The 14,683-nt window shown below is 70.1% G+C and carries 19 protein-coding genes and 1 other RNA gene; 15 read left to right on the top strand and 5 right to left on the bottom strand.

The window, feature by feature from the left end; genetic code table 11:
- Positions 1 to 117 precede the first annotated feature (117 nt).
- On the bottom strand, positions 118 to 2,106 hold the full coding sequence (gene tkt, locus METY_RS08165) for a transketolase (protein WP_103120879.1): 1,989 nt from the start codon (positions 2,104 to 2,106) through the stop codon (positions 118 to 120).
- A 344-nt stretch (positions 2,107 to 2,450) separates the two neighbouring features.
- Between tkt and METY_RS08160 the strand changes: the two genes are divergently transcribed.
- The 7 genes from METY_RS08160 to METY_RS08140 all read left to right on the top strand — a co-directional run bounded on the left by METY_RS08160 (position 2,451) and on the right by METY_RS08140 (position 6,026).
- Positions 2,451 to 2,723, top strand: a complete 273-nt coding sequence (locus tag METY_RS08160) for a DUF4164 family protein (protein WP_103120878.1) — start codon at positions 2,451 to 2,453, stop codon at positions 2,721 to 2,723.
- Positions 2,724 to 2,728: 5 nt separating this feature from the next.
- Positions 2,729 to 3,100 carry a cell division protein ZapA gene (locus tag METY_RS08155; protein ID WP_103120877.1) on the top strand — a complete coding sequence of 124 codons (372 nt, stop codon included), beginning with the start codon at positions 2,729 to 2,731 and terminating at the stop codon, positions 3,098 to 3,100.
- A 133-nt stretch (positions 3,101 to 3,233) separates the two neighbouring features.
- Positions 3,234 to 3,392, top strand: a non-coding RNA gene (gene ssrS / locus METY_RS21765) — 6S RNA.
- Positions 3,393 to 3,405: 13 nt separating this feature from the next.
- Positions 3,406 to 3,999, top strand: coding sequence for a 5-formyltetrahydrofolate cyclo-ligase (locus tag METY_RS08150; protein ID WP_103120876.1), 594 nt, complete (start codon positions 3,406 to 3,408; stop codon positions 3,997 to 3,999).
- 90 nt (positions 4,000 to 4,089) lie between these two features.
- Positions 4,090 to 4,215 (top strand): hypothetical protein, encoded by a 126-nt coding sequence (locus tag METY_RS21595; protein WP_255400843.1) that lies wholly within the window; start codon positions 4,090 to 4,092, stop codon positions 4,213 to 4,215.
- A 108-nt stretch (positions 4,216 to 4,323) separates the two neighbouring features.
- Positions 4,324 to 5,145 (top strand): TIGR00282 family metallophosphoesterase, encoded by an 822-nt coding sequence (locus METY_RS08145; protein WP_103120875.1) that lies wholly within the window; start codon positions 4,324 to 4,326, stop codon positions 5,143 to 5,145.
- 134 nt (positions 5,146 to 5,279) lie between these two features.
- Positions 5,280 to 6,026: a YebC/PmpR family DNA-binding transcriptional regulator gene (locus METY_RS08140; protein ID WP_103120874.1), complete on the top strand. Its 747-nt coding sequence runs from the start codon at positions 5,280 to 5,282 to the stop codon at positions 6,024 to 6,026.
- Positions 6,027 to 6,057: 31 nt separating this feature from the next.
- On the opposite strand, the gene METY_RS08135 is transcribed toward METY_RS08140, so the two are convergent.
- On the bottom strand, positions 6,058 to 6,375 hold the full coding sequence (locus tag METY_RS08135; RefSeq protein ID WP_103120873.1) for a hypothetical protein: 318 nt from the start codon (positions 6,373 to 6,375) through the stop codon (positions 6,058 to 6,060).
- Between the two features lie 199 nt (positions 6,376 to 6,574).
- On the opposite strand from METY_RS08135, the gene METY_RS08130 reads away from it, so the two are divergent.
- From METY_RS08130 to ruvA, 4 genes are all read left to right on the top strand, one after another.
- A complete protein-coding gene (locus METY_RS08130; RefSeq protein ID WP_103120872.1) occupies positions 6,575 to 7,834 on the top strand; it encodes an Hsp70 family protein in 1,260 nt (419 codons plus the stop codon).
- Positions 7,835 to 7,948: 114 nt separating this feature from the next.
- The gene (locus METY_RS08125; RefSeq protein WP_103120871.1) at positions 7,949 to 8,164 is read left to right on the top strand and encodes a hypothetical protein; all 216 of its coding nucleotides are present in this window, start codon (positions 7,949 to 7,951) and stop codon (positions 8,162 to 8,164) included.
- Between the two features lie 111 nt (positions 8,165 to 8,275).
- Positions 8,276 to 8,797 (top strand): crossover junction endodeoxyribonuclease RuvC, encoded by a 522-nt coding sequence (gene ruvC / locus METY_RS08120; RefSeq protein ID WP_103120870.1) that lies wholly within the window; start codon positions 8,276 to 8,278, stop codon positions 8,795 to 8,797.
- Positions 8,794 to 9,411 carry a Holliday junction branch migration protein RuvA gene (ruvA, locus tag METY_RS08115; RefSeq protein WP_103120869.1) on the top strand — a complete coding sequence of 206 codons (618 nt, stop codon included), beginning with the start codon at positions 8,794 to 8,796 and terminating at the stop codon, positions 9,409 to 9,411. Before ruvC ends, ruvA begins: the two co-directional genes overlap by 4 nt.
- A 4-nt stretch (positions 9,412 to 9,415) precedes the next feature.
- On the opposite strand, the gene METY_RS08110 is transcribed toward ruvA, so the two are convergent.
- Positions 9,416 to 10,003 carry a Uma2 family endonuclease gene (locus METY_RS08110; protein WP_103120868.1) on the bottom strand — a complete coding sequence of 196 codons (588 nt, stop codon included), beginning with the start codon at positions 10,001 to 10,003 and terminating at the stop codon, positions 9,416 to 9,418.
- Between the two features lie 92 nt (positions 10,004 to 10,095).
- On the opposite strand from METY_RS08110, the gene ruvB reads away from it, so the two are divergent.
- Together ruvB and ybgC are read left to right on the top strand one after the other, a co-directional pair.
- Positions 10,096 to 11,142: a Holliday junction branch migration DNA helicase RuvB gene (gene ruvB, locus METY_RS08105; protein ID WP_103120867.1), complete on the top strand. Its 1,047-nt coding sequence runs from the start codon at positions 10,096 to 10,098 to the stop codon at positions 11,140 to 11,142.
- Positions 11,139 to 11,579 (top strand): tol-pal system-associated acyl-CoA thioesterase, encoded by a 441-nt coding sequence (gene ybgC / locus METY_RS08100; RefSeq protein ID WP_103120866.1) that lies wholly within the window; start codon positions 11,139 to 11,141, stop codon positions 11,577 to 11,579. The genes ruvB and ybgC overlap by 4 nt, the downstream gene beginning before the upstream one ends.
- A 13-nt stretch (positions 11,580 to 11,592) precedes the next feature.
- Here the strand turns inward: ybgC and METY_RS08095 are convergent, their stop codons facing one another.
- Together METY_RS08095 and METY_RS08090 are read right to left on the bottom strand one after the other, a co-directional pair.
- Entirely contained in the window at positions 11,593 to 12,375 is a 783-nt protein-coding gene (locus tag METY_RS08095; protein ID WP_103120865.1) for a S1 family peptidase, read from the bottom strand.
- A 154-nt stretch (positions 12,376 to 12,529) separates the two neighbouring features.
- On the bottom strand, positions 12,530 to 13,267 hold the full coding sequence (locus tag METY_RS08090; protein WP_103120864.1) for a trypsin-like serine protease: 738 nt from the start codon (positions 13,265 to 13,267) through the stop codon (positions 12,530 to 12,532).
- Between the two features lie 259 nt (positions 13,268 to 13,526).
- Between METY_RS08090 and tolQ the strand changes: the two genes are divergently transcribed.
- Positions 13,527 to 14,204, top strand: coding sequence for a protein TolQ (gene tolQ / locus METY_RS08085; protein ID WP_103120863.1), 678 nt, complete (start codon positions 13,527 to 13,529; stop codon positions 14,202 to 14,204).
- A gap of 27 nt (positions 14,205 to 14,231) precedes the next feature.
- Positions 14,232 to 14,681, top strand: a complete 450-nt coding sequence (gene tolR, locus METY_RS08080) for a protein TolR (RefSeq protein ID WP_020186386.1) — start codon at positions 14,232 to 14,234, stop codon at positions 14,679 to 14,681.
- The last annotated feature ends 2 nt before the right edge of the window (positions 14,682 to 14,683 follow it).

The following is a 14,683-nucleotide window of genomic DNA, read 5'->3' as shown; positions in this document are numbered from 1 at the left end:
CCTATCGATGCAGGCCAGCGATCCGTAAGGACCGCGGGCCGCCGCGGGGCCCTATATGGGGCCTCGCGGGAAAAAATGCGCATGAGTTTTGGCGTAGGCCGCCATTCACGCCCGTGATTATGCGGCGGCCTCGGCCATCGCGTTGGCGAGCGCCACGACCGCTTCGGTCGTGATGCCGAAGTGCGCGTAGACTTCCTTGTACGGGCCGCTCTCGCCGAAGCTCGACATGCCGACGAAGCCGCCGTCGGAGCCGACGATCGCGTCCCAGCCCTGCCTGATCGCGGCCTCGATCGCGATCTTGACCGGCGCCGTGCCGATCACTTCGGCGCGATAGGCGCCGGGCTGGTCGAAGAACAGCTCGAAGCAGGGGATCGACACCACGCGGGTCGGCAGGCCCGCCGCGTCGAGCTTGGCCTTGGCCTCCATCGCGAGGCTGACCTCCGAGCCGGTCGCGAACAGGCTGACCTTGGCCGCGCCCTCGGCGGCGGCGAGCTCGTAGCCGCCCTTGGCGGTCAGGTTGCCCTTATCTTCGAGCCGGAGCTGCGGCAGGTTCTGGCGCGTGAGCACCAGCAGGCTGGGGCGCTCGAGGCTCGAGACCGCCAGCTCCCAGGCCTCCGCCGTCTCGATCGTGTCCATCGGGCGGAACACGTTGAGGTTCGGGATCGCGCGAAGGCTCGCAAGGTGCTCGACGGGCTGATGGGTCGGGCCGTCTTCGCCGACGCCGATCGAGTCGTGGGTGAACACCTGGATCACGCGCAGCTTCATCAGCGCGGCGAGGCGCAGCGGCGGGCGGCAGTAGTCGGAGAACACGAGGAAGGTCGAGCCCACCGGCAGCAGTCCGCCGTGGATCGCCATGCCGTTGATGGCGCCCGCCATGCCGTGTTCGCGGATGCCCCAGTGCACGAAGGTGCCGCCGTAGGACCCGGGGGAGACCACCGTCATGTTCTTGGTGAAGGTGTTGTTCGACGGCGTGAGGTCCGCGGAGCCGGAGACCAGCTCCGGCAGGGCCTGCGATACGACGGCCAGCGCAGCCTCGCCGGCCTTGCGCGTCGCCATCTCCTTGGGCTCGGCGTAGAGCTTCGCCTTGTAGTCGGCCATCGCCTGCGCGAAGCCAGCGGGAAGCTCGGCGCGCTGGCGCCGCAGGAACTCGGCCTTTTCCTCGGCGCCGAGCGCCGCGAGACGCTTCTCCCAGTCGGCGCGGAGGCCGGCGCCGCGCGAGCCGGCCTTCTCCCAGGCCTGCTTGACGTCGTCCGGGATCACGAAGGGCGGATACTCCCAGCCGAGCTCCTTGCGGGCGGCGGCGATCTCGTCCGCGCCGAGCGGCGAGCCATGGACCTTTTCGGTGCCGCCCTTGTTGGGCGCACCGAAGCCGATCGTGGTCTTGCAGGCGATGAGCGTCGGCTTGTCCGCCCCCTCGGTCGCCTTGATCGCGGCTTCGATCGCCTCGGCGTCATGGCCGTCGATGCGGACCGCGTTCCAGCCGCAGGCCTCGAAGCGGGCGAGCTGGTCGACCGAGTCGGACAGCGAGGTCTCGCCGTCGATCGAGATGCCGTTGTCGTCGTAGAGGAAGACAAGCTTGCTCAGCTTGTAATGGCCGGCGATCGCGATCGCCTCCTGGCTGATGCCCTCCATCAGGTCGCCGTCCGAACAGATCGCGAAGGTGCGGTGATCGGTCAGCGTCGGGTACTGGGCGGCGAGGATGCGCTCGGCCAGCGCGAGGCCGACGGCGTTGGAGATGCCGGCGCCGAGCGGGCCGGTCGTGGTCTCGATGCCCTCGGTGTGGCCGCGCTCGGGATGACCCGGCGTGCGCGAGCCGACCTGCCGGAAGCGCTTCAGCTCCTCGATCGTCATCTCCTTCGAGCCGGTGAGATGCAGGAGCGAATAGAGCAGCATCGAGCCGTGGCCGGCGGAGAGCACGAACCGGTCGCGGTCGAACCAGTGCGGGTCGGCGGCGTCGAACTTCAGGATCTTGGTGAACAGCACGGTCGCCACGTCCGCCATGCCCATCGGCATGCCGGGATGGCCGGAGTTCGCCTTCTCGACCGCGTCCATGGAAAGGGCGCGGATGGCGTTCGCCAGCCGGCGGGTGTCGATCGCGTCGGTCATCGTGGGAGATCCGATCCTTGAGTTCTGTCTCGCGGAGAACGTTTCGCCGGACGAAGCGATCCCTACGAAAGACGGGTCGACCCGCCGCGCGGTCGTCGGGCGAGCGCCTGGGGGGAGACGCCAACGCCCTCGAAACTGCGGCGGACGCCGAGGGCGCCCGGACGTTTAAAGGGGCGCCCAAACATGTCAATACGCGGCGTCCGGCGTGGTTTCCGCGAAAGCCGTGGACGCCGGGGCGCGCGCGATTGACGCAACTTTGACGCGGCTCTTAAAGTCGGACAGGCAAGGTCTTGCCTGATCGACGCTTTCGCGTTTGGTCGCGACCGACGCCGGGGGAGCTAGAGGTGAGCGAGCTGGACGCCGCGCTGAAACGTCTCGACGCCGCCCTCGACGCGGCTGAGGCGGCGGTCGGCCGGGCGCTCGACGCGGCGGACGCCGCCCGCGCCCGCGAAGAGGAGCTCGGCGCCTTCGCCGACGACCGTCTGCGCCTCGCGGAGCTGCTCGATCAGGCCGCGCAGCGCGCCGAGGCCGCGGAGGAGGGCGACCGCGAACTCGCGACGCGCATCGACGCGGCGATCGAGGCGGTGCGCGCCGCGCTCGCCGAGACGGAGGGCTGATCGCGGTGGCGCAGGTCAAGGTCACGATCGGCGGGCGCGACTACCGCATGGCCTGCGGGGAGGGCGAGGAGGAGCACCTGCTCGCTCTCGGCCGCGAAGTCGACGGCCGGTTCTCCAACCTGCGCGGCACGTTTGGGGAGGTCGGCGACGTCCGCCTCTCGATCATGACCGCTATCATGGTGGCGGACGAACTGAGCGAGGCCAAGAAGCGCCAGGCCGCGCTCGAAGCCGAGATCGCCGCCCTCAAGGCCGCCCATGCGGACGCCGGCGCCGCCCTGGACGGCCGTCACGCCGACGTCGCCAACGAAATCGCCGCCGCCGCGGAGCGGCTGGAGCGGCTGGCCGAGGAACTGTCGGACGGCGTGCGGCGGGAGTAGGGCGCTGCGAATACGGCTCGCTCAGTGTCTGCGGTCGCTGATCTGATTCCGATCAACGACTCCGCGCGTCGCTCGGCCTGCCGCCGCACTGAGGGCACTGGCGCTTTTGCCTCGGCTCGCCTACATTGGTCATGCGGTGCTGCGGGGTGCGTCAGGAGACTTGAATCCCCGGGCCCTTACGATTCCGAACGGGAGCTGTCACTGGTCTCGACCGTGGTCTTGGTCACAACGGCGCCCACCTACTTTGTAGGTGTCCCGGGATCTTACATCCAACGGCCTCTGCGGCTCCGCGCTTCTCGCCTTGCATGACACAGACGACGATCACCGACCCCGCCGCCCTTAAGGCGGCGCTTCGGGCCCAAACGCTCGCGCGCCGGGCCGCGCTCCCGCCCGACGCGCGCGGGCGGGCGGCGGAGGCCGTCGCCGTGAGTGGGGCCGAACTCGTGAGCCGTCTGCGGCCGCGGCGCGTGTCCGTGTTCGTCGCGATCCGCGGCGAGATCGAAACGGCGCCGCTGATGGCGCGGCTCCACGCCATGGGCGTCTCCCTCTGCCTTCCCGTGATCGCGCGCAGGGAGGCGCCGCTCGTGTTCCGGGCCTGGGCGCCGGGCGAGCCGCTCGAGACCCGCCGCTTCGGCCTTCTGGAGCCGGGCGAGGCCGCCGAGGAAGTGGAGCCCGATCTGCTGTTCGCCCCGCTCGCCGCGTTCGACGCCCGCGGCTTCCGCCTCGGCTATGGCGGCGGCTTCTACGACCGCACGCTGGAGAAGCTGAGGGCCGCGCGGCCGACCACCGCGGTCGGGCTCGCCTTCGCCGCGCAGGAGGTGGAGCGCGTGCCGACAGACGCCTACGACCAGCGTCTGGACGGCCTCCTGACGGAGCGCGGCTACGCGGCGCCGATTTAGCGATCCCATGGCGAAACCAAGGCGCTGGTTCGTGCGTTCACAGCGCGCCGGAGAATCTGATGCCGGCTGATCTTTTCGGGAGTTCGCCACATGGCGCGTCGTCTGGTCGCTTTCACCGTCCTCATCGCATTCTCCGTTTCGATGGCCGCCTGCGCGAACACCGTCCGCGGCGCGAAGCGCGACGTCACCGCCACCGGCCAGGCGATCGCCCGCTGATCACGGCCTGCGCCGCGGATTCCTGCGGTGACGACGCCCCCAAGCTCGGATAGTGAAGCGCGTCGGTCCTGAGGCCGGCGCGCGCGCCACCCCATCCGAGGTTCCCGCATGCGGCTTCTCTTTCTCGGCGACGTGGTTGGTCGCGCCGGGCGCAACGCGGTGGCCGAACGGTTGCCGGCCTTGCGCGAGCGCTGGGCGCTCGATTTCGTCGTGATCAACGGCGAGAACGCCGCGGGCGGCTTCGGGATCACCGAGGCGATCTACAACGACCTGCTCGACGCCGGCTGCGACGCCGTCACCCTCGGCAACCACGCCTTCGACCAGCGCGAGGCGCTGGTCTTTGCCGAGCGGGCGGACCGGCTGGTGCGGCCGGTCAACTTCCCCAAGGGCACGCCCGGACGCGGCGCGCAGCTGATCGAGGCGTGCAATGGCGCTCGCGTGCTTGTGGTCAACGTCATGGGCAACGTCTTCATGGGGACGTCGCTCGACGATCCCTTCCGCGCGATCGACGCCGAGCTCGAGGCCTGTCCGCTGGGCGAGGTCGCGGACGCCGCGGTGGTCGACTTCCACGCCGAGGCCACCAGCGAGAAGCAGGCCTTCGGCCATTTCCTCGACGGCCGAGCCACGCTCGTCGTGGGCACCCACACCCACACGCCGACGTCCGACCACCGCATCCTCGCGGGCGGCACGGCCTACATGTCCGACGCCGGCATGTGCGGCGACTACGACAGCGTGCTCGGCATGAAGAAGGACGAGCCGATCCAGCGCTTCCTGCGCAAGCTTCCCTCCGGCCGGTTCGAGCCGGCGGAAGGCGAGGGGACGCTCTCCGGCCTCGCCGTCGAGGTCGACGGACGCGGTCTCGCCTCCCGGATCGCGCCGGTGCGCATCGGGGGCGCGCTGAGCGAAGCCCGGCCGGCCTTCTGGGAGTGAGCCGGCCTTTCCTTCCCAAAAACGTGGTCTTATAACGCCGCGCACCTCAATCGCCGGACGCGATCCGCCGCGCGCGCCTGAAACATCGGCGACCGGACGCGCCCCCTAATAAGAAGACGACGTCGGAGCGGACCATGGCCGGTCATTCCCAGTTCAAGAACATCATGCACCGCAAGGGCCGCCAGGACGCGGTCCGGGCGAAGCTGTTCTCGAAGCTCGCCCGCGAGATCACGGTCGCGGCGAAGGCCGGCCTGCCCGACCCCAACATGAACGCGCGGCTGCGCCTCGCGGTCCAGGCCGCCAAGGCCCAGTCCATGCCGAAGGACAACATCGAGCGGGCCATCAAGAAGGCCTCGGGCGCCGACGGCGAGAACTACGACGAGGTCCGCTACGAGGGCTACGGCCCTGGCGGCGTCGCCGTCATCGTCGAGGCGCTGACCGACAACCGCAACCGCACCGCCTCGGCGGTCCGCTCCTACTTCACCAAGGCCGGCGGCGCCCTGGGCGAAACCGGCTCGGTGGGCTTCATGTTCAACCGCGTGGGCGAGATCGTCTATCCGGCCAAGGCGGGCACCGCCGACGCCGTGCTCGAGGCCGCGATCGAGGCGGGCGCCGAGGACGTGGAGTCCGACGCCGAGAACCATGTCGTCACCTGCGCCTTCGAGGACCTGAACGAGGTCTCGAAGGCGCTCGAGGCGGCGCTCGGCGAGGCGGAGAGCACCAAGGTCGTGTGGCGCCCCACCACCACCACGCCGCTCGACGAGGAGAAGGCCGCCTCGCTGCTCAAGCTGCTCGACGCCTTCGACGACGACGACGACGTCCAGAACGTGTTCGGAAACTACGAGATCTCCGACGAGATCATGGCGAAGATCGGCGGCTGAGGGGCGGCGTCTTAATCCGAGGGCGCCGCGGCTACGCGACGCCGTCGGTCGAGCCGCCGCCCCACAGAGTGAAACAGATCAGTCCCCCGCTCCAGATGGCCAAACCTATGACCATGGCGAGCTCGGCTCCGATTTGGATCCGCCCGGCCGGAGGCCCCTCGCGGCGCGTTCGCTGGTCGAGCGGCTGAACCGTGACGCGCCCGAGTGTGAACACGGCCAGAAACAGCCGGGTCGTGTGGTAGAAGACGATCTCCATGGCGACGTCGAGGACGATGAACGCCAACATCCGCGCCAGGGCGCGAAGCCCCTGTCGCGTGATCGTCGCCGCTCCGGCCAACATCTCGTCCATGCGTTCTCCGCCGTCGGGGAGATAATGGCGGATCGAGCCGGCCCCTTCAAATCTCGACCGATGTCGTGATGACTGTGGGGAGCGACCCCGGCGGGGCGGCTCACACTTTGAAGGGCGTATCTCCCCCGCTCCCACGTCATGGACGCCGGCGCCCGACGCGGTTAGAAGACGCGCCCCCGTCCCAGCACCGGCGCATTCCATGACCGCCTGCGGCCTCGATTTCGGCACGTCCAACACCACGCTCGGCCTCGCGGGGGCGCAGGCCCGGCTTGCGTCGCTCGAATGCGACGAGCCGACGATCCCGAGCGCGATCTTCTTCGCGCCGTCCGGCGAATCCCGCGTCGGCCGGGCGGCGCTCGCCGCCTATCTGGCCGGCGAACCGGGCCGGCTGATGCGCAGCCTCAAGTCCGTGCTCGGCACTGCGCTGATCGACGAGGCGACCGTGATCGGCCGCGAGCGCGTGAAGTTCCGCGACGTCGTGGCGCGCTACCTCGCCATCGTGAAGCGCCGCGCGGAGACGGCCTCGGGCCGCGCGCTCGACGCCGTCGTGCATGGCCGCCCCGTGCACTTCGTCGACGGCGACGATGAGGGCGACGCCCGCGCCGAGGCGACGCTGCGCGAGATCGCGCTGTCGGTCGGCTTCAAGGAGGTGTCGTTCCAGTTCGAGCCGGTGGCGGCCGCGCTCGACTATGAGCGCGAGGTCGCCCGCGAGGAGCTGGCGCTGATCGCCGACATCGGCGGCGGCACGTCGGACTTCTCGGTCATCCGGCTCTCGCCCGACCGCCATCGCCGCGCCGAGCGCGGCTCGGACATCCTCGCCAACGACGGCGTGCGGGTGGGCGGCGTGGACTTCGACCGCCGCTTGAGCCTCGGCGCGGTGATGCCGCTGCTCGGCCTCGGCTCGCCCATGAAGCGCAGGGAGCTCGAGGTTCCCTCGACCTACTTCCACGACCTCGCCACCTGGTCGAGCATCAACAAGCTCTATGACGGCCGCGCCGCGCGGCAGATCCGCGAGGTCCGGCGCGAGGCGGCGAAGCCCCAATTGCTGGACCGGCTGCTGACCGTGATCGAAGCCGAGGCCGGCCATGGCCTCGCGGCCGACGTCGAGGCGGGCAAGATCGCGCTCTCCGAGGTCGAGCGCGCGACCGTTCGGCTGGACGTGGTCGAGAGGGGTCTGTCGGCGGAGCTGACGCGCGACGGCTTCGTCGAGCACACCCGGCGCCAGTCGGAGAAGATCACGGCCTGCGTGGCGAGCTGCCTCGCGAAGGCGGGCGTCAGGGCCGGCGACATCGACGCCGTGTTCCTGACCGGCGGCTCCACCCGCGTGCCGCACGTGCGCGCGGCGATCCTCGGCGGCCTGCCGGGGGTCCGGGTGGTGGAGGGCGACGTCTTCGGCGCCGTCGGCGCAGGCCTCACCATCGAGGCCGCCCGCCGCTACGGAGCGAAGGCGGCGGCGTGATCTTTAAACCCCCGCAAGACGACGGGTGAGCGAAGCATGAGTTTCGCGCGGCGTTCAAGATGATGCGGGGCGGCAGAGACGCTGTAGCGTCTGAGAAATGATGGGTACTGCGCGATGACGCCCACAACCCTGCTCATGCCGTTGCTGAAAGAGGGCGTGGACGTTTGGCGGCCGGTCGCGGTCAGACCACTCAGCGACGGGACCCATCTGGTGCTCGGGCCTATGCCGGATGACGAGCTGTGGACGTTCCCACCCGGCAGCGTCGTCGCGTCGCGCTTGCACACCTTTGGGGACGGCGTTCAGCAGCTGGTGGTGGTTCCCATCTCGTGAGAGGTTCACCGGCCCCTTGGGCAATTAGGTCTAAGCCCGCCATCGCAGTTTCCGCGCTCGCGGCACGTTCTGCTTGTGTTCCGTAAACCTTCGGCCGTTACATCGGTCGTCATGAGCCTCGAACCGATTCGCATCCTCGGCGTCGACCCGGGCCTCCGCCGCACCGGCTGGGGGGTCATCGTCGCGGAAGGGTCCCGGCTGTCGTTCGTCGCCGCCGGCGTAATCACGCCTGACGACGGCCGCGACCTCGCCGACCGGCTGGCGGCGCTGCACGACGGGCTGTCCAAGGTTCTGGCGGAACACGCCCCCCACGAGGCGGCGGTGGAGGAAACCTTCGTCAACAACAACCCGATGGCCACGCTGAAGCTCGGGCAGGCGCGCGGCGTCGCGATGCTGGTCCCGGCGCTCGCGGGCCTCGCGGTCGCGGAGTACGCGCCGAACCTCGTGAAGAAGACCGTCGTCGGCGCCGGCCACGCGGAGAAGCGGCAGATCCAGGCCATGGTCGCCATTCTGCTGCCGAAGGCGACCTACAAGGGCGCCGACGCGGCGGACGCGCTGGCCGTCGCGATCTGCCACGCCCAGCACCGGGGCGCTCGCGCCCGCCTCGCGGCGGCGACGAGGATGAGCGCATGATCGGCAAGCTCACCGGCAAGGTCGACTCCGTCGGACCCGACTGGGTCATCCTCGACGTCGGCGGCGTCGGCTATGTCGTGCACTGCTCCGCCCGCACGTTGCAGCGGCTGCCGAAGGCCGGCGAGATCGCGCGGCTGTCGATCGAAACCCATGTGCGCGAGGACCGCATCCAGCTGTTCGGCTTCATGGCCGATCTCGAGCGCGAGTGGTTCCGGCTGCTGAACACGGTGCAGGGCGTCGGCACGAAGGTCGCCCTCGGCGTGCTGTCGGTGATGGACGCGTCTGATCTCGCGACGGCGATCGCCCTGCAGGACAAGGCGGCGATCGCCCGCGCGCCCGGCGTCGGACCCAAGGTCGCCATGCGCATCGCGGCCGAGCTGAAGGACCGCGCGCCGCTGTTCGCCGACGTCGACCCGGGCGTCGCCCGCTTCGCCGGCGAAATTGCGGAGGCGAGGGGACCCCAGCCCGTGCGCGACGCCGTCTCCGCTCTCGTCAATCTCGGCTACGCGGCCCCGCAGGCGAGCGGCGCCATCGCCGCCGCCATGAAGGCCGCGGGCGACGGCGCGACCACGGAGCAATTGATCCGGGCCGGGCTGAAGGAGCTAGCGAAGTGAGGGGTCAAGCGGGGTCGAGAACGTCGCGGTAGATGTCGGCCAGCGGCACCTCGACGCCGATGCCGGGAAGCGGGAGGATTGCGTCGAGGCCGTCGATGACCTGAAGGCCGCGCCACACGCCGCCGATCCGATCAAGGGTTTCGATATGAGCGCGATCCTGCACGACGAGCACGTAATGCATGAGCGAGGGAAGGCGCTGGTACACATGCCACTTCGCCATGCGATCGCGCGCTTCGGTGCCGTTCGACATCACCTCGACCAGCACGACCGGGCTCTGGACCGACGTAGCGCCGGGCGGGAGCGGCCCGCAATGCACAAGCACGTCCGGAAGCAGCGAGGCGTTGAGCTCGCGCTCCTTGAGGTAGAACGTCTCCGTGAGCGTCCGGCATGGCGAGCCTGCAGCCCGCAGGCGCTCCCGAATGCCGGAGGCGAGGTTTTGGATGATGTAGTTATGCTCCCAGCGCGCGCCCACCATCATCTTGACGACACGACCGCCGATCAGCTCCCAGCGCTCGTTCTTCGGCTTGTCCGCAAGGAACTCCTCGAAGTCGTCGAACGACATGTAGTCGTAGTCGGCTGTCGCGCGGCTCATGGGGCTCTCCGGTCCGCGCCAAATGTAGCGCGGTCGCAATCGACGTGCGAGACGTTCGGTGTGACCGACACAAACGCCTTCGCTGCGCTGCGATGACCGCCCAAAGCCCTGTCCGCGATCCGCATCTGCGCGATGACGATCTCGACCTCGAGGCGTCAATCCGGCCGCAGACGCTCGCCGACTTCACCGGCCAGCGGCAGGCCCGCGAGAACCTCTCGGTGTTCATCCAAGCCGCGAAGGCGCGCGGCGAGGCGCTGGACCATGTGCTGTTCGCGGGTCCCCCTGGACTGGGCAAGACCACGCTTGCCCAGATCGTCGCGCGCGAGCTCGGCGTCGGCTTCCGCGCGACCTCGGGGCCGGTGATCGCCAAGGCCGGCGACCTCGCGGCGCTGCTGACCAATCTGGAAGAGCGCGACGTGCTCTTCATCGACGAGATCCATCGCCTCAATCCGGCGGTGGAGGAGATCCTCTACCCCGCGATGGAGGACTTCCAGCTCGATCTGATCATCGGCGAGGGCCCGGCGGCGCGTTCGGTGCGGATCGACCTGTCGAAGTTCACGCTCGTCGGCGCGACGACCCGCGCAGGTCTGCTCACCACGCCGCTGCGCGACCGCTTCGGCATCCCAATCCGACTGAACTTCTACGAAGTCGACGAGCTGGAGCTGATCGTGCGGCGCGGCGCCCGGGTGCTGGGCCTGCCGATGCGGCCGGAGGCGGCGCGCGAGGTCGCACGCCGGTCGCGCGGCACGCCACGTATCGCCGGGCGGCTTCTGCGCCGGGTGCGCGACTTCGCCGCGGTGTCGGGCGACGCGGAGGTCTCGCGCGAGAGCGCCGACCGGGCTCTAAAATTGCTCGACGTGGACGACCTGGGCCTCGACGCCATGGACCGGCGCTATCTCTCGATGATCGCGACCCACTACAACGGCGGCCCCGTCGGGGTGGAGACCATCGCCGCCGCCCTGTCGGAGCCGCGCGACGCGGTGGAGGAGATCATCGAGCCCTACCTCATCCAGCAGGGCTTCATCCAGCGGACGCCGCGGGGGCGCATGCTCACCGCCCACGCCTTCCGGCACCTGGGGCTGAGCGTCCCGAGCTCCACCTCCCAGGCGCCGCTGTTCGACCTCGGCGAGGACGGATGATCGCGAATCTCGACGACGGCGTCAGCGGGCGCCTCGAAGGCGTGCGTCACGTGCTGACGCTGCGCATCTACTACGAGGACACCGACTTCTCCGGCGCCGTCTACCACGCCAACTACCTGCGCTACATGGAGCGCGGCCGCACCGAGATCCTGCGGGCGATCGGGTTCGACCACCGCAAGCTGTGGGAAACCGTGCGCGAAGGCTTCGTCGTGCGCCGGATGACAATCGACTACCTGCGGCCGGCCCGGATGGACGACGTCATCGCCATCACCACTTGGGTCCACGAGGTGAAGCAGGCGTCGCTGACCCTCAGCCAGTCGGTGACGCGGGACGGCGAGACGCTGGTCACCGGCCTCGCCGTCTGCGCTTACGTGCGGGACGGCCGGCCGGTGCGGATGCCGGAGCGCATGCGCAAGGAGATGGCGCGGACGGAGTAGAGCCGGCCGCGGGTCAGCCCCGCCGCGCGCGCGCCAGCATGTTGCGGAAGCCGCGCGACTCCGGGTTGACCACCGCCATGAAGATCGTCGAGTTGCACAGGTTCTTGCGACGGACGATCGCGATCACGACGCCCCAGAGACCGCCGGAGCTGATCACCGGCCCGCCGGAATCGCCGCGGCAGACCGCGCCGCCGGTCGTGCCGAGGGCGACGGCGGTCGGGCCGTCCGTCACCACCTCGGCGTTCACTCGAGCAAACCGCAGCTGACCGGCGGAGGCTTCGTCGGCCGGCGTGCGCAGGCCGGCGCCCGCCAGGATCGACTTGAGCTTCGAGGCTTCGACGGGCCGCTTCGCGAGCGCGATCGGCCGGCGGCCCTTCGGCGCGGGCGTCGCGAGCTTCAGGATCGCGAGATCGGCGCCAAGGAGGTCCGGACGCGGGTTCTCCGCGTCGCCCCGGCCGGCGAAGTCCGGATGCATCGCGCCGGCCGCGACCTCGATCGTCTCGGCGATGCGGTTCGAGCGGTCGAAGAACTGAGCCACCACGACGCTCGGGCCGCCGAGGTCGGCGAGGCAATGGCCGGCGGTCAGCACCAGGTCGCGCTCGATCAGCACGCCGGTGCAGTTCGCGACCTGCGCGCGGTTACGGGCGGTCGGCGTCAGGCTGGTGATGAACACCGTCGCCCGGGTGAGGCGGTCGCCGGCGGGCGCGGGCGAGCCGCCGGAGAGCGCCGCCGCCGGGGTCGCCAGCAGCCCCGCGAAGGCGATGGCGGCGGAGGCGCGAAACAGGATGGAACGCATGTACGAAAATCCGGATCGGCGCCGCCGGGGGCGGGTCTGCGGTCGTGGTCTCGGCGCACCATGGCACGTCGAATCCCAAACGTCCGTTCACGCCGGGGGCGCCGGCGTTTCGATCCCGCGCCTGTGTCCGTCGGGCGACAACCTGATGTAGCGCTCAGTCGAGCGCGGCCCGCATACGGCGGAAGCCGTCGGAGGCGGGGTCCACCGGAGTGACGACGATCCGCGCCCCGCAGCCGCCGCGCGCCTTCAGGATCGCCGCGACCACGCCCCAGACCGCGCCGTCGCGCGCCGCTACGGGCCCGCCGGAGTCGCCGCGGCAGGCGGCGCGCGCGAGGCTCGCGAAGGCGATGCGCGGGCCCTCGCCGGTCGCGAAGCGCACCTCGGTCGCCGGCGTGAGCTTGAGCCGGCCCGAGCGCGCGTCGGCGCCGGGCCCATCGCGGCCGGTTCCGGCCGTGAGCGACGGTCCGCCGGCGGTCGCGAGCGCGAGCGGCCGCGCGGACGCCGGCGCCGCGAGCTTCAGCAGAGCGAGATCGGCGGCGATCTCGCTCCGGCGCGTGGAGGGATCGCCGGCCCGCTCGCGCCAGCCGACGACATGGTCGGGATGCCGCGCGAACCGCGCGACGCGCAGCGGCGGGGCCTTCGGCCGGTCGCCCTCATAGGCGAAGGCCGCCACCTGGGAGGGGGCCGCGATCCCATCCAGGCAATGGCCGGCGGTCAGCACGAGGTCGGGCGCGATCAACGCGCCGGTGCATTCCGAGACCCGCGCGCGCCCGTCCGAGGTGGGCGCGATCGCTTGCACGGCGACTGTCGCCGCGCCGAGGCCGTCGTCGGCCGCGCGGGCCGGGATCGCCGGGAGGGCAACGAGGAGAGCGGCGACGAAGGGACGGAACATGGGAGACGACCTCGTGCGCGGCGCGATGCTGCGGCGCAAGCGCCACAGCCGGGTTTGGTAACGCGTCATTAACCCTGACAAGTCATTAACGACGTGGGGAAGCGGGTCCGGGTCGCAGTTTCAACACATTAGCGCGCGACTAGCGCGGACGCTCCGAGCCCGACGTCCCGTGGATGCCCCGGCGCGGCCGGCTTCTTTCGAGCCGCCCGCGCAGCGAAACGCGACGCCCGCCACACCGGAGCGTGGAGACGACCGGACGATGCCTACGCCAGACATGTCGCTGTGGGGCCTATTCCTGCAGGCCCACTTCGTCGTGAAGTTCGTGATGCTCGGACTGCTCGCGTCGTCGGTGTGGTGCTGGGCGATCGTCATCGACAAGCAGCTGCTGTTCTCGCGCACCAAGCGCAACATGGACCGCTTCGAGAAGATCTTCTGGTCCGGCCAGAGCCTCGAGGAGCTCTACCGCTCGCTCTCGAACCGCCCGAACACCTCGATGGCCGCGCTGTTCGTGGCGGCGATGCGGGAGTGGAAGCGCTCCTACGAGAGCGGCGGCCGTTCGGTCGCAGGCCTCCAGCAGCGCATCGACAAGGTGCTGGACGTCACCATCTCCCGCGAGGTCGAGCGGCTGGAATCCAAGCTCCTGGTGCTCGCCACCGTCGGCTCGGCCGGCCCCTTCATCGGCCTGTTCGGCACGGTCTGGGGCATCATGACCTCGTTCCAGTCGATCGCCGCCTCCAAGAACACCTCGCTCGCGGTCGTCGCCCCCGGCATCGCCGAAGCGCTGTTCGCCACAGCGATCGGCCTGGTCGCCGCCATCCCCGCGGTCATTTTCTATAATAAGTTCTCCAGCCAGGTGACGCGCCAGGCGAGCCGCATGGAGGGCTTCGCCGACGAATTCTCCGCCATCCTGTCGCGCCAGCTCGACGAGCGGGGCTGACGCGATGAGCCGCGCGGGAGCGATCTCATGGGCATGAGCGGCGGCGGCGGCGGAGGCGGCGCGCACGGGGCGAGACGCCGCCGGCGCAGCGCCGTCATGTCCGAGATCAACGTGACCCCGATGGTCGACGTGATGCTGGTGCTGATGATCATCTTCATGGTCTCGGCGCCGCTGCTCACCGTCGGGGTGCCGATCGACCTGCCGCAGACCTCGGCCAATCCTCTGAACGAGGAGAAGGAGCCGCTGACGATCACCGTGAACACCAAGGGCGAGGTCTTCCTTCAGGAGACACCGGTCGCGGTCGAAGACCTCGCGCCGCGCCTCATTGCCATCACGAACTCCGGCTATGAGGAGCGGATCTACGTTCGGGGCGACCGCAACGTGAATTACGGGCAAGTGATGAAGGTGATGGGCACGCTGTCCGGGGCGGGCTTCCGCCGGGTCGCGCTCGTCACCGAGCTGGAGCAGGGGAGCTGATC

Source organism: Methylopila sp. Yamaguchi, from assembly GCF_002897035.1.
In the GTDB taxonomy this organism is placed as follows: Bacteria; Pseudomonadota; Alphaproteobacteria; order Rhizobiales; family Methylopilaceae; genus Methylopila.
This window is presented reverse-complemented; position numbering and strand designations above follow the sequence as displayed.

What these genes read in the sequence shown, in the direction of transcription:
- tkt (WP_103120879.1), bottom strand. Translation starts at nt 2,106, where the DNA reads ATGACCGACGCGATCGACACCCGCCGGCTGGCGAACGCCATCCGCGCC.
- METY_RS08150 (WP_103120876.1), top strand. Translation starts at nt 3,406, where the DNA reads ATGACACAGACGACGATCACCGACCCCGCCGCCCTTAAGGCGGCGCTT.
- METY_RS21595 (WP_255400843.1), top strand. Translation starts at nt 4,090, where the DNA reads ATGGCGCGTCGTCTGGTCGCTTTCACCGTCCTCATCGCATTCTCCGTT.
- METY_RS08145 (WP_103120875.1), top strand. Translation starts at nt 4,324, where the DNA reads ATGCGGCTTCTCTTTCTCGGCGACGTGGTTGGTCGCGCCGGGCGCAAC.
- METY_RS08140 (WP_103120874.1), top strand. Translation starts at nt 5,280, where the DNA reads ATGGCCGGTCATTCCCAGTTCAAGAACATCATGCACCGCAAGGGCCGC.
- METY_RS08135 (WP_103120873.1), bottom strand. Translation starts at nt 6,375, where the DNA reads ATGGACGAGATGTTGGCCGGAGCGGCGACGATCACGCGACAGGGGCTT.
- METY_RS08130 (WP_103120872.1), top strand. Translation starts at nt 6,575, where the DNA reads ATGACCGCCTGCGGCCTCGATTTCGGCACGTCCAACACCACGCTCGGC.
- METY_RS08125 (WP_103120871.1), top strand. Translation starts at nt 7,949, where the DNA reads ATGACGCCCACAACCCTGCTCATGCCGTTGCTGAAAGAGGGCGTGGAC.
- ruvC (WP_103120870.1), top strand. Translation starts at nt 8,276, where the DNA reads ATGAGCCTCGAACCGATTCGCATCCTCGGCGTCGACCCGGGCCTCCGC.
- ruvA (WP_103120869.1), top strand. Translation starts at nt 8,794, where the DNA reads ATGATCGGCAAGCTCACCGGCAAGGTCGACTCCGTCGGACCCGACTGG.
- METY_RS08110 (WP_103120868.1), bottom strand. Translation starts at nt 10,003, where the DNA reads ATGAGCCGCGCGACAGCCGACTACGACTACATGTCGTTCGACGACTTC.
- ruvB (WP_103120867.1), top strand. Translation starts at nt 10,096, where the DNA reads ATGACCGCCCAAAGCCCTGTCCGCGATCCGCATCTGCGCGATGACGAT.
- ybgC (WP_103120866.1), top strand. Translation starts at nt 11,139, where the DNA reads ATGATCGCGAATCTCGACGACGGCGTCAGCGGGCGCCTCGAAGGCGTG.
- METY_RS08095 (WP_103120865.1), bottom strand. Translation starts at nt 12,375, where the DNA reads ATGCGTTCCATCCTGTTTCGCGCCTCCGCCGCCATCGCCTTCGCGGGG.
- METY_RS08090 (WP_103120864.1), bottom strand. Translation starts at nt 13,267, where the DNA reads ATGTTCCGTCCCTTCGTCGCCGCTCTCCTCGTTGCCCTCCCGGCGATC.
- tolQ (WP_103120863.1), top strand. Translation starts at nt 13,527, where the DNA reads ATGCCTACGCCAGACATGTCGCTGTGGGGCCTATTCCTGCAGGCCCAC.
- tolR (WP_020186386.1), top strand. Translation starts at nt 14,232, where the DNA reads ATGGGCATGAGCGGCGGCGGCGGCGGAGGCGGCGCGCACGGGGCGAGA.